Genomic DNA, 12,804 nt, shown 5'->3' on the forward strand with positions numbered 1-12,804 from the left:
CCACCTCAGACTGTGAGCACGGCCCCGATTTGAGCCATTGACGCATCCATCTTCAGCACAAGTCCTGTGGGATTATAAGCGACATCAACAGATCCCATCGAGCCCAGGCTCGACTTGATCAGTTTTGATCCGAAACCCTTGTGCTCTGGAACGGCGACGATTGGTCCGTCCACTTCGATCCAGCTAAACTGAAGCCTGTTCTCGCCACCCTGTGGCACGACAGACCACTCGATATCGATATGGCCAACCTCGTTGGAAAGCGCACCGTATTTGACGGCGTTGGTCATCAACTCGTGAAGTACCAGGCCGAAGGACATGGCAGCCTGGGGTCCGAGCATGACGGTCGTCCCACGAACCTTGATGCGGTCGCTGTCCTGCATCCCGATATTGCAGACAGTGTTGGCCACCACATCGCGCAATTCGGCTCCGCGCCAATCCTCTTGCGTCAGCATGTCATGCGCTTTGGAAAGAGCGGAGAGGCGCGACTGGATCTTGTCGCGCGCATCGTCCACCGTCTGGGCATTGCGCAAAGACTGGGTGGTGATGGCCTGCACCACGGCAAGCGTGTTTTTGACCCGGTGCGCGAGTTCGTGCATCAGCAGCTTTTGTGTTTCTTCGGCCTGCTTACGCTCGGTGATTTCGACAGATGCACCCGAAAAACGCACGGGCTCGCCGGAGGAGTCGCGGATAAGACGGCCCTTTGCGTGGACCCAGCGAACACCGCCACCTGGCTGGATGATGCGGTATTCGTTATCGAAGGTCGACTGTCCCTCGAACAACCGCGCCAGTTCCGCTTCGAACGCTGGCATGTCGTCGGGATGGAAATTCCGGGTGTATTCCTCAAGCGGCGCGCCAGCGGCTGCCCGACCCGGTTCTACCGTGTAGATCTCGGCGAAATTGGGGTCGGCATAGATCAGGTTCGTCTTCAGATCCCAATCCCAGATGCCGACCATTGTCGATGCGCCGAGAGCAAGCTGCAGGCGCTCTTCGCTTCGTGAAAGCTTGTCCTGCATGGATTTGAGCTCGGTGATATCGAGCGATACGCCGCACATCGCGACGGCCTGCCCCCGGTCATCATGGACGAGCTGGCCACGCGCGAGCACCCAGGCCACAACACCGTCGGGACGGATGACGCGGTACTGGACATCGTAGTCCGAGCTTCCTGCCAGGGTTTCCTCCACCGCGGCTTGCATGCGGGGCAAGTCGTCGGGATGGATAGCGCTCTGCAGATCCTCATAGCTCAGGGACTGGTCCCTGTGACGACCAAAGTTTTCCCGGCACACGTCAGATGTCTGGAGTGCCATGGTCGCGAGGTCGAGCTCCCAATACCCAAGGCTTCCAGCCTCAAGAGTTTCCTTCATCCGGCGCTCGGAGCGAATGGCTGCCTGTTCCGCCTTTTTCGTTCCTGTGATGTCGCGGGAGATGGACAGGATCCGATCGGGCTTGCCGTCTCCTCCAAGGATTGGGGAAACTTTCACTTCCCACCACCGCGAGTTTCCTTTGGCCGTTTCCGCCGTCCCGACAAAGCTACAGCTACGTCCGGAGCGCGCAGCCTCAAGCGCTTCGCGCGCTGCCGCGTTCCCGTCGTCTTTCCAGAAATCAGGCCAAGGACAGTTGCGGATGGTTTCGAAATCGTCAATTTCCATGACGCGCATGCCGCCAGCGCTCATGAACGTAATGTTGCCGGCGAGGTCGATAACCTTGATACAGTCGTCGCTTGCGGACAGGATTTCCGCCATGAGAGCAACGTCCATCGTGTTTGCCAATGCGACTTCGTGCGGTCGCTGGGATACCGTGTTCACTGTGTATCCGATCGCAAGCGTATGGATATTCGTGTCGAAGTCATTGTCGGCCGTTTCTGAACTGCGAGTGCAAGGTAGCCGCGAGACGGCAGTGGGCGAATGTTGCGGGGAGTTCCCGGTAGTTCAATCAGTCTGCGTTACGGTGCAGGCGGCGCGACGATAATGCTGGGTGGAACGCTCAACCCGATGTCGCCGCGCAGAAGTCGCGCGATGTATTCGAGAGCATTCTTCAAGCCGTTCATCGTATACGGCTTTTCGATTACACCGATTGCACCCACGAAATCTTCCGGAATGCGCTTCAGGTTTCCTGTGATGAATACGTACGGGATCCCCCGGTCGGCAAGGTGCCGCCCGACCTCGAGTCCGGTCGGGCCATCGGTCAGATGCACATCGACAAAGGCAAATTCCGGTATCTGGCCTTCCAGAATGGCCAGCGCCTTTTTCCGGTTCATGGCCTGACCGATTACAGAATGGCCCGCCGCCTCGACTTCTTCTTCGAGCTCAAGCGCCAGAAGGGCCTCGTCTTCAACGATCATGATTTTCAAGCTATGCTCCATATCAGCTATCTAGCGGCAAGATGATGCGGACAGTGGTTCGCCGACCCTCTACCTCACGTTCGATCTCGGCCTCGACCTGACGGCAGCACGTCTCCAGCATCAGCCGTCCGAATTCGCTATCCTCTTCGTCGACGTCGACTGGATCGGCCGTATCGCGGACTTCGATAATGAAATGCCCGTTTGGACGATTGACCACGAGGTGGATCTCTCCACCGCCCACGCTCAATCCGCGTCGGACCGCATCGCCAATGAGTTCATTGACGATCAGAGACAGTGGGGAGGCCTTGGCGGCGGGCACAAGAACCGGTGACAGATCCATGGTGATCCGGATATCGTCGCGCCCGAGCGATCCCACAAGGTCGACAACGTGATCGCGGGCAAAGTCGGCGACATCGAAGCGACCGACGTCGTTCGACATGAAGAGCTTGCGTTGCACCGTGCTTAGGGCCTCGACACGGTTGAGGACCGACAGGAGCGTATGCCGGACCGTTTCGTCCCGTGTTTTCCTGGCCTTGAGTTTCACGATCGAAGCGATGGTCAGCAGGTTGTTCTTGACGCGGTGGTCGACCTCGTGGACGAGGGTCGTCTTTGCATCGAGGGCCTGGGTGAGTTCTGCTGTTCGGGCAGCGACCTCCGCCTCGGCTCTCCGACGCGCCGAAGCGGACTGCATCTCCAACGTCTTGTCGTCCGTGAAATCAAGCTGCGACGCGAAGTAGTAGAGCGGATCGCCCTGATCGTCGAACACAGGGCTGATGAAAAGAGCGTTCCAAAATGTCGAGCCGTCTTTCCGGTGGTTGACGATATCGATCGCGATCGACCTCTGGTCCCTGATCGCTTCCCTTATCTTCTGAACTGCCGCTGGGTCGGTCTCGGGTCCTTGCAAAAAACGGCAGTTGCGTCCCACCAGTTCGTCCGCCGGATATCCGGTCAGGTCACTAAAGGCCTTGTTGGAAAAGATGATCGGATTGTCGTACTGGCGCGGATCCGTGATGATCATCGGCATCCGGGTTGCTTTGAATGCTGCGGAGAAGGGATCCTTGGAAGAATGCTCTGCAAGAAGCTTGTCCCCGGCGTCCTGTGCCCCCCTTTTCGCCGAGATCGAGTCGTTCATGAGCATGCCTAATTTACAATTTGCTTTCCAACGCGTGCTCTTAGCTAAATGTTCCGCGCGGTAAAGCCACACGACGGTTTGGGTGCTTTGTGTCACGTGGCCGCTTCAGACGCCGCGTCTAAACAGCGCACAGATCTTGATCGTCGTGCGGGATATCACCGGGACAACACCAAAGACCGATGCAGCGGGAAACGAGCACTCGGCTGACAACCATCTCATACGATCGGTTCGCGCCGATATCCCTGAGCGCCTCTCGCTTGCTGATCGTGCGCTTTTCAGTAAGTGTAAATAACTGTAAATAAACGTAAATGTCAGATCCCTGATAGGAACCGCATGGAGCTTTTGCTGTTGTTCGCTTGCTATCAAAGGAGCTGACATTGAAATACTCTGCATACCTCGCGACAGGATTGGTCGGCATACTCGTGCTGACCGGGATCTCCACTGCCAATGCCCAGATGATGGGGGCGAAGCCGCTTTCCAGGGGTGACGTTCAGCTTGTCCAGAAGCAACAGGGCAAACAGCATATGCTCAAGGGCCACCGCGGTATTAAGGAACGCCGTCAGGGCTACCGGCGCCACAGCGACGGCTACTGGTACCCGCCCGCAGCATTCGCGTCTGAGGCTCCAAAGAAAAAACCAGGCCGATCCGACAAAGCTCCGTCACCGGTCAGAAAATTCTAGGAGAGAACGCGGCTCATGGGCACTCATCCTCAAGCCGTCAACGAGGTAGTGCCGCGTATTGTGCATAGCTGCACTGCAACATGTTGCCTTTCTACATTCGGATAAATGGATTATCCAGTCTTCCAACGAAGCAATGCACCTCCTCCCGCAGAGCTTCGTGTTCCAGGCGACCCACTCCTCCCAATGGGCGTCTGGCAGAACAGCGGCACTCCTCCTCCCAGCCGTTGTTCGATCTTTTCGAAAAGCCTGCCGCACCTCCTCCCGCGGCAGGCTTTTTCGTTTTGGGCGAGCCACAAGGCGCGCTCGACCGGCCTGCGCTTTGGCGCTGCAGCTTGCGCTTTGTGGCAAACAGGGATGTGAACGAAGGCGATTCGGTTCTTCTTTGAGGTTCACCTGTAGTTTTCGACAACCTTATGCCGTACCGAGCGTTTCGATCCTTTACCGACGTCGTCCAGGGAGAAGCGCGTGCCGCAGGAATTTCGTTTCGAGATGCTAGCTAAGTTCGGCTATGCCGCGCGAGGTGTCGTTTTTCTTCTGGTTGCGGCGTTGGCGCTGTTTTCGAGCTTCGGCGGCGGTCGCCCCGAAAGCAAGTCGGCCATATCGTCGTTGCTGGATCAGCCGTTCGGCAAGGTTTGGGTCGGGATAATCGGCATCGGGCTTTTCTGTTTTGTGGCCTGGCGGCTTGCCCAGGCTCTGGCCGACAGTGACGGACATGGCAGCGATGCCAAAGGAATGATCATTCGGGCAAGCCTTCTCGGCAGCGCCGTGACCTATGTCGGTCTCGGGATCTACGCAATCGGGCTTTCGGTCTTTTCGGGCGGCGGAGGCGGTGGTTCTGGAGAGAAGGGCCTGGCGACATGGATCATGTCCCAACCTTTCGGCTCCTACCTCGCTATCATCGCCGGCATTGGCCTGTTCGCAGGCGGCGTCGTTACCATGATAAAGGGCCTGACCCGGAAATTCGAGAAGTATATCAGCATCCCGAGCAATGCCAGTTGGCTCACCTATGTCTGTGTCTACGGTCTCGTGGCCCGCGGTGTGGTGTTTGCCGTTGTCGGCATCCTGTTTGCCTATGCCGGCTTCAAGGTCGATCCTGATCAAGCTGGCGGCATGGCTGACGCGATGGACTGGTTGAGCGAGCTGCCCGGCGGTGCGACCATCTTCATCGTCATCGCAGCCGGGCTCGCAGCGTTCGGTATCTATAACCTTGTCGCCGCAAGATACCGGACAGTCCGTGGCCCCTCTATGGCAGACGTCAAGCGCACTGTCAGCCGGCCCTTCAACTAGCCGATCGGGACCGTTGACTGGCATCCTGCACTCAGCTGGTCATCGAAATCGCGACCATCATAAACGCGTGAGGGGTGGGAACGGTCCGTTCCCACCCCTCACTTGCTATATCCGGCATGCCACGAAAGCAGTGACACGCCGGGCTATTTATTGCGTTAGGCGAGCATGCGCACCTTGGGTTCGCGATCCCAGTACCGCTTTGCAGCGGCCTTCAGGAAGCCGTCCATCCCGACAACACCGTCATCGGTTTCGACGCCGGCTTTCTGCAGCAGTGGCTGGGCCTCGTTCGTGTGGCCAATAGCCTTGAGGTGGCCGAACGCATCCATCACCCACTGGACCGCTGCGGCTTCCCGGGTCAGCATGTCGCTGCCTTCCTTCGAGAGGAGAACCGCGACCGCGTCGAAGAGCTGTGACGGCGAACCGGCGAGCTGACCATCGGCTTTCGTTACGTTGCCGTCGGACAGTTTTGCCTTTCCGATCTTAGGCGCAACGACGAATGCGGTGGCGCCAGCCTGGCTGATGGCGTTCTTCAGATCACTCAATGCCTTCGCATCGGTGCCATCAGCAATAAGGATGCCGATCTTTCGACCCTTGACCGTCTCGACCATGTTCTTCTGGATCGACAGGGCTGGCGACGGATCGAGATCGACCGGTTCCCGTGCAGCCGGATTGGCAGCCGGAAGGTCGATTCCAAGACCATCGGCGACCCGCTGCGCCAACTCCTCGTCAACGTTCAGAAGATTGCCAAGAACGCGCGGCGGAACGTGATCGAACTCGACCTTGGAAAGCTCGAACACGAAAGACGACGCGATATGCGCCTGCTCGGACGCTGTCTGAGACTTCCAGAACATCCGTGCCTGGCTGTAATGGTCGGCAAAAAGCTCGGCGCGGACCCGCAGCTTGTCGCCCTGTTCCTGATCACCTGTCGCCCGTTCAAACGACCGGAAGCCAGTTGCGGGACACTCGCGTGGGCCACCTTCTTCTCCAGCCATTGAGAGGCTGTTGGGTTCGTAATTGGCACGACCCTTCGGAACGCTCATCTGCATCATGCCGTCACGCTGGAAGTTCTGCATGGGGCACTTCGGCGCGTTGATCGGCAGCTGATGGAAATTGGCCGTGCCGAGACGGGATTTCTGGGTATCCAGATAGGAGAACAACCGGCCCTGCAACAGCGGATCGTTGGAGAAGTCGATGCCCGGGACGACGTTCGACGGCAGGAAAGCCACCTGTTCCGTTTCGGCGAAGAAGTTATCGGGGTTGCGATCAAGCACAAGCCGACCGACGATCTTGACCGGCAAAATCTCTTCCGGGATGATCTTGGTGGAGTCGAGCACGTCGTAGGGGAGCTGGCTTGCGAATTCCTCGTCGAAAAGCTGAACGCCGAGCTCCCATTCCGGAAAATCACCACTGTCGATGGCTTCCCAGAGATCGCGACGGTGGTAGTCGTTGTCGGCGGCCTGAAGCTTGAGCGCCTCATCCCAGATCGTCGACTGAACGCCGAGCTTCGGCTTCCAGTGGAACTTCACGAAGGTCGACTTGCCCTCTTCGTTGACGAAGCGGAACGTATGAATGCCAAAGCCCTGCATCATGCGCAGCGAGCGCGGAATGCCACGGTCCGACATGGCCCATAGAAGCATGTGGGTGGTCTCAGGCATCAGCGACGCGAAATCCCAGAAGGTACCGTGCGCGCTACCGGCCTGAGGATAGGCGCGGTCAGCTTCCATTTTCACCGAGTGAATGAGATCGGGAAACTTGATTGCATCCTGGATAAAGAAGACCGGAATGTTGTTGCCGACCAGATCCCAGTTGCCTTCCTGCGTGTAGAATTTGACGGCGAAGCCGCGAACGTCGCGAGGGGTATCGACAGAGCCAGCGCCGCCTGCAACGGTCGAGAAGCGGACGAAAACCGGAACCTTGTCCCCTACACGCTGAAACACGTCGGCTTTTGTCACGTCCGTGAGGGATTCCGTGAGCTCGAAGTAACCGTGTGCGGCAGAGCCTCTGGCATGCACGATGCGCTCAGGGATGCGTTCGTGGTCGAAATGAAAGATTTTCTCGCGGAGAACGAAGTCCTCAAGCAGGCTCGGACCGCGATTGCCGGATTTCAGACTGTTCTGATTGTCGGAGATCCGAACGCCGTGGTTTGTCGTCAGGTGGGCCTGAGCAGGATGCGAGCCATCGGACGGAACATGCTGGTGGGTCTCGCCGCCTTCACCGCGGTCCGTATCGTATGTCGTCGGGTCAGCCATTGGATGGTCCTTTGCTCGAATTCAATCCAGCAACAGATATGCCCGCGCGACGCTGCGGCAAGCGTCCGTCGGAGAGATTATCCAAGGGATTGCTTTCAAAGCTGCAGGTCAGGCACCGGAGGTGGCTGTGGGCTGAGCTCCCGAGAGTGGTCAGTAAAGGCGTCTCGTAGTCCGCTCTGCCTGCATTCGTGGCCTGACCGGCGTTCGATGAGGCGCTGCGGTGACGCGGGTCCGGCGGGGAGAGATGCCTATCCCGCGCAGAACTTTCCCGATTGCTCTCGTAGCAAAGCAAGCCCTTGCTCTGTCACGAGGTTCATCCTCGGGTTTCCGCGGCGCCCCGCGAAAAGGTCCGGATACTGGGATGACGTGACAAGTCTCACTTCCGTTCGCGGCAGCTTCTGCAGGTGAACACTTGCACCCTTACGCGCAATATCGACGCCCAACGCACGAAGCGCGTCAGGTGCCGCGATCCAAAGAGTGCCGCTGATGTTCAGCATCCGGATGGTGTGTCCATGGCAGGTCACGGTATTCATCGCCCGTCCTCAGCCGTCGCAACGTCAGCCATGCCGTCGCTCGAAATTGCAACGACGACGGCTTTCGACGGAGGAACAGGTGTATCTCCAACCGCTCCGAAAAATCCTGACAGCATCCGTAAATCCTTCGTGAAACACCGATTATGTGCATTGCACAAAACTAGACGCCGGTTATATACGTGCCCGACTGTATGTAAACTATCCTTGTGCGGAGCACTCGATGCCTAAGGCGTTGCGATCTATCCTGACCATCACTTGCCTCCTCGCCCTCGTCGGGTGCCAGAAGGAAGAAGCCGCAGCACCTCCGGCGCCGCCTCCATCGCCCGTTGGCGTGGTGACGGTGCAGCCCGAGACCTTGCCGATTACCAGCGATCTGCCCGGCCGTATCGCTCCGACCCGTCTCGCCGAGGTGCGCCCGCGTATCTCCGGGATCATCGTCGAGCGCGTCTTCGAACAGGGATCCATCGTCAAGGCGGGCGACGTGCTTTACCGCATCGACCCGGCACCGTTCCAGGTTCAGGTCGACAGCGCGCAGGCCACGCTTCGGAGTGCGCAGGCAGCGCAGATGCAGGCTCGCCAGACCGCCGATCGTCAGACCCAGCTCAGCAAATCGAACGTCGCCACTCGCCAGGACCTCGATACCGCGATCTCTGCACTGGCGCAGGCGGACGCTCAGGTCGCCGTCGCCCAGGCCGGCCTTGCCCAGGCCGAGCTCAGCCTGCAATACGCCAATGTCACGGCACCGATCAGCGGCCGCATCGGCCGTGCGCTGATCACGGAAGGCGCCCTGGTCAGCTCGACTGGCTCTGAAAACCTCGCGACCATCCAGCAGCTCGACCCGATCTATGCCGACTTCACCCAGCCGGCCGCCGATCTGATCCGCCTGCGCAAGGCGCTGCAGGACGGCAAGCTGATGACGGGACCGAACGAGGCGAACGCCTATCTCATGCTCGACGACGGCACCAAATATCCGGAAACGGGCCGTTTGCTGTTTTCGGAAGCAGCCGTCGATGAAACCACCGGGCAGGTGACCCTGCGCGGTGAATTCCCCAATACCAATGGGGATCTCCTGCCGGGCATGTATGTCCGCGTCCAGATCGAGGAAGGTCTTGAGCGCGATGCCTTCGCCGTGCCGCAGCAGGCTCTGCAGCGCGATTCCGGCGGCCAGGCGAGCGTGCTCGTGGTCGGCGCCGAAGACAAGGTCGAGCAGCGCCGCGTCACCGTCGGTCGTGCGCTTGGCGAACGCTGGGTCATCTCGCAGGGCCTTAAGGCCGGCGACCGCGTGATTGCGGAGGGGTTCCAGAAGACGGCTCCCGGCGCCACCGTCAAGCCTGAGCCCTGGTCCGCGGACAAGCCGGCGACGGAGCAGTCGGCGCAAGGCGACGCCAATGCGGCTCCTGCAGAGCCGGCGAAGAAGTAAGGACCAGGTTACATGGCAAGTTTCTTCATCGACCGGCCGATCTTCGCCTGGGTCGTCGCAATCTTCATCATGCTCGCAGGCGTGCTGACAATTCCGATGCTGCCGATCGCGCAGTATCCGAATGTCGCGCCGCCGCAGATCACCGTCTCCACCAACTATCCGGGCGCTTCGCCAGACGATATCTACCAGGGCGTGACGCGTCCGATCGAGGAAGAGCTGAACGGCGTTCCCGGGCTGATCTATTTCGAATCGACCTCTGAATCCTCGGGCCGTGTGTCGATCAACGTCACTTTCGCACCCGGTACGAATATCGGCGAAGCGCAGGTCGAGGTGCAGAACCGCATCGCCCGCGCCGAACCCCGCCTCCCGGGTGCCGTCACATCGCAGGGCGTGCGCGTCGAGCAGGCAGGCACATCGTTCCTGATGGTCGTGTCGCTGACCTCCACGGACGGCAATACTGACGTCATTGGTCTCGGCGACTATCTGAACCGCAACGTGCTTGGCGAGATCCGCCGCGTGCCCGGCGTCGGCAGTGCTCAGTTGTTCGCGACCCAGCGCTCCATGCGGATCTGGATGGATCCCGACAAGATGGTCGGCCTCAAGCTGACGGCCTCCGATGTTACGGCTGCGATCAGCGCCCAGAACGCCCAGGTTGCCGCCGGTCGTATCGGCGCGACGCCGAACCCGATCGGCCAGCAGATTTCCGCAACCATCAACGTCCAGGGCCAGCTGACCAACCCTGAAGCGTTCGGAGCGATCGTGTTGCGTGCCAATCCCGATGGTTCGTCGGTGCGGTTGCGCGATGTCGCCCGCATCGAGGTCGGCGGCGAAAGCTACAACTTCTCCAGCCGCCTCAACGGCAAGCCAAGCGCTGCCATCGGCGTCCAGCTGTCGCCGACCGCCAATGCACTCGATACGGCGAAAGGCGTGCGCGCGGTCATGACCGAGCTGCAGCAGTATTTCCCGTCCGGCATCGAATACGAGATCCCGTACGATACCAGCCCGTTCGTGGAAGTCTCGATCGAGAAGGTGATCCATACGCTGATCGAGGCGATGATCCTCGTCTTCGTGGTGATGTACGTCTTCCTTCAGAACATCCGCTACACGCTGATCCCGACACTGGTCGTCCCGGTGGCGCTGCTTGGCACCTGTGCGGTGATGTATGTCTCCGGCTTCTCCATCAATGTGCTCACCATGTTTGCGATGGTGCTCGCGATCGGCATTCTCGTCGACGACGCCATCGTCGTCGTCGAAAACGTCGAGCGCATCATGGCGCAGGAAAAGCTGTCGCCGAAGGAAGCGACCCGCAAGGCGATGGGTCAGATTTCTGGCGCCATCATCGGCATTACGCTCGTCCTGAGTGCGGTGTTCATCCCGATGGCCTTCTTCCCTGGCGCGGTCGGGATCATCTATCAGCAGTTCTCGCTGACCATGGTCGTCTCGATCCTGTTCTCGGGTTTCCTTGCCCTGTCGCTCACGCCCGCACTGTGCGGTTCGTTCCTCAAGCCGATCAAAGGCGATCACCACGAGAAGAAGGGCGTCTTCGGCATTTTCAACCGCGGTTTCGACAAGGCTTCGCATGGCTATTCCCGCACGGTCGGTGGCATCATCAAGCGATCCGGTCGCTTCATGGTCATCTACGTCGCGCTTCTGGTCGGCCTCGGCTGGGCCTATCTGCAGCTGCCGAGCTCGTTCCTGCCCAACGAAGACCAAGGCTTCCTGATCGTCGACGTTCAGGCACCGGCCGAGGCAAGCACCGACCGCACCACCGAGGTCGTCGCGCAGATCGAAAAGATCGCGCTCAGTGAAAAGGCCGTCGAGCGCATTATCGCCATCAACGGCTATTCCTTCTCCGGCAGCGGCCAGAATGCCGCGCTCGCCTTCATCACCCTGAAGGACTGGTCGGATCGCGGTCCCGAGGATTCGGCTGATGCGATCGCAAAGAGGATCAACGGCCAGATCTTCGGCATCCGCGATGCGATCGCGTTCTCGCTGTCGCCGCCGCCGATCCAGGGTCTCGGCAACTCGTCCGGCTTTACCTTCCGATTGCAGGATCGTGCCGGCAACGGCCAGACGGCACTTGGCGCGGCGCGCGACCAGTTGATGGCCGCAATTGCCAAGAGCCCGGTTCTCGCAGGCGTTCGCATCGAAGGCATGCCGGATGCGGCGCAGGTGAACCTTCTCATCGACCGTGAGAAAGCCAACACGTTCGGTGTCACATTCGGCGACATCAACTCGACGATCACCGCAAACCTCGGCTCATCCTATGTGAACGACTTCCCGAATGCGGGACGCATGCAGCGCGTGCAGGTTCAGGCCGACGGCAAGCAGCGCATGAAGACAGAAGACCTGCTGCGGCTCAACGTCCGCAACGCCAATGGCGGCATGGTGCCGATGGCCTCATTCGCGTCGGTCGAATGGGTCCGGGGCCCGTCGCAGGTTGTTGGCTATAACGGCTACCCGTCGATCCGCATCGCCGGCCAGGCAGCACCGGGCTTCTCCTCCGGTGACGCCATCACCGAGATGGAACGGCTTGCCGGCGAACTGCCGAACGGTTTCGGTTACGAATGGACCGGCCAGTCGCTGCAGGAAATCCAGTCGGGGTCGCAGGCACCCGCCCTGATCGCGCTCAGCGTGCTCTTCGTGTTCCTGCTGCTGGCAGCCTTGTACGAAAGCTGGTCGATCCCGATCTCGGTCATGCTCGTCGTGCCGCTCGGGGTCATCGGTTCGGTTGCGGCCGTCATGCTTCGGGGAATGTCGAATGACGTCTACTTCCTCGTGGGTCTGATCGCCATTATCGGTCTGTCGGCGAAGAACGCCATTCTGATCATCGAGTTCGCCAAGGACCTCCGCGCCGAAGGCCGCTCCACGTTTGATGCGACGGTCGAGGCAGCGCATCTGCGCTTCCGCCCGATCCTGATGACGTCGCTTGCGTTCACCCTCGGCGTCGTTCCGATGGCAATTGCCACCGGTGCCAGTGCTGCCAGTCAGAATGCGATCGGCACCGGCGTGCTCGGCGGGATGATCTCGGCGACCTTGCTGGCGATCTTCTTCGTTCCCGTGTTCTTCGTCTTCGTGATGAAAGTCTTCCGCGTGAAGGAGCCGAACCACGAAGCAGAAAAGGCAGCTCCCAAAGCGGCGGAGTAGGGGAGAGCGGGAAGAGGA

The 12,804-nt window shown here is 59.8% G+C and carries 8 protein-coding genes; 4 read left to right on the forward strand and 4 right to left on the reverse strand.

Features of this window, described 5'->3' with window-relative positions; translation table 11 throughout:
• Positions 1-5: 5 nt before the first annotated feature.
• From ACQY1K_RS18175 to ACQY1K_RS18185, 3 genes are all read right to left on the reverse strand, one after another.
• Entirely contained in the window at positions 6-1,802 is a 1,797-nt protein-coding gene (locus ACQY1K_RS18175) for a PAS domain-containing protein (protein ID WP_430260059.1), read from the reverse strand.
• A gap of 137 nt (positions 1,803-1,939) precedes the next feature.
• Complete coding sequence (locus tag ACQY1K_RS18180; protein ID WP_062459470.1) at positions 1,940-2,347, reverse strand: response regulator; 408 nt, start codon at positions 2,345-2,347, stop codon at positions 1,940-1,942.
• A gap of 13 nt (positions 2,348-2,360) precedes the next feature.
• Complete coding sequence (locus ACQY1K_RS18185; RefSeq protein WP_430260589.1) at positions 2,361-3,470, reverse strand: PAS domain-containing protein; 1,110 nt, start codon at positions 3,468-3,470, stop codon at positions 2,361-2,363.
• Between the two features lie 377 nt (positions 3,471-3,847).
• On the opposite strand from ACQY1K_RS18185, the gene ACQY1K_RS18190 reads away from it, so the two are divergent.
• On the forward strand, positions 3,848-4,150 hold the full coding sequence (locus tag ACQY1K_RS18190; protein ID WP_430260061.1) for a hypothetical protein: 303 nt from the start codon (positions 3,848-3,850) through the stop codon (positions 4,148-4,150).
• 465 nt (positions 4,151-4,615) lie between these two features.
• Positions 4,616-5,437 carry a DUF1206 domain-containing protein gene (locus ACQY1K_RS18195; protein ID WP_430260063.1) on the forward strand — a complete coding sequence of 274 codons (822 nt, stop codon included), beginning with the start codon at positions 4,616-4,618 and terminating at the stop codon, positions 5,435-5,437.
• 155 nt (positions 5,438-5,592) lie between these two features.
• Here the strand turns inward: ACQY1K_RS18195 and ACQY1K_RS18200 are convergent, their stop codons facing one another.
• Positions 5,593-7,686 carry a catalase gene (locus ACQY1K_RS18200; RefSeq protein ID WP_430260064.1) on the reverse strand — a complete coding sequence of 698 codons (2,094 nt, stop codon included), beginning with the start codon at positions 7,684-7,686 and terminating at the stop codon, positions 5,593-5,595.
• 753 nt (positions 7,687-8,439) lie between these two features.
• On the opposite strand from ACQY1K_RS18200, the gene ACQY1K_RS18205 reads away from it, so the two are divergent.
• A complete protein-coding gene (locus ACQY1K_RS18205; protein ID WP_113111521.1) occupies positions 8,440-9,639 on the forward strand; it encodes an efflux RND transporter periplasmic adaptor subunit in 1,200 nt (399 codons plus the stop codon).
• Between the two features lie 12 nt (positions 9,640-9,651).
• Positions 9,652-12,786 (forward strand): efflux RND transporter permease subunit, encoded by a 3,135-nt coding sequence (locus tag ACQY1K_RS18210; RefSeq protein ID WP_209899193.1) that lies wholly within the window; start codon positions 9,652-9,654, stop codon positions 12,784-12,786.
• Positions 12,787-12,804 lie beyond the last annotated feature (18 nt).

It is taken from the genome of Neorhizobium sp. IRS_2294 (assembly GCF_050500145.1).
Taxonomy (GTDB): Bacteria; Pseudomonadota; Alphaproteobacteria; order Rhizobiales; family Rhizobiaceae; genus Neorhizobium; species Neorhizobium soli.

Bases quoted from the DNA above. Each gene is read 5' to 3' on its own strand.
- ACQY1K_RS18210 (WP_209899193.1), top strand. From the start codon at position 9,652: ATGGCAAGTTTCTTCATCGACCGGCCGATCTTCGCCTGGGTCGTCGCA.
- ACQY1K_RS18185 (WP_430260589.1), bottom strand. From the start codon at position 3,470: ATGAACGACTCGATCTCGGCGAAAAGGGGGGCACAGGACGCCGGGGAC.
- ACQY1K_RS18200 (WP_430260064.1), bottom strand. From the start codon at position 7,686: ATGGCTGACCCGACGACATACGATACGGACCGCGGTGAAGGCGGCGAG.
- ACQY1K_RS18205 (WP_113111521.1), top strand. From the start codon at position 8,440: ATGCCTAAGGCGTTGCGATCTATCCTGACCATCACTTGCCTCCTCGCC.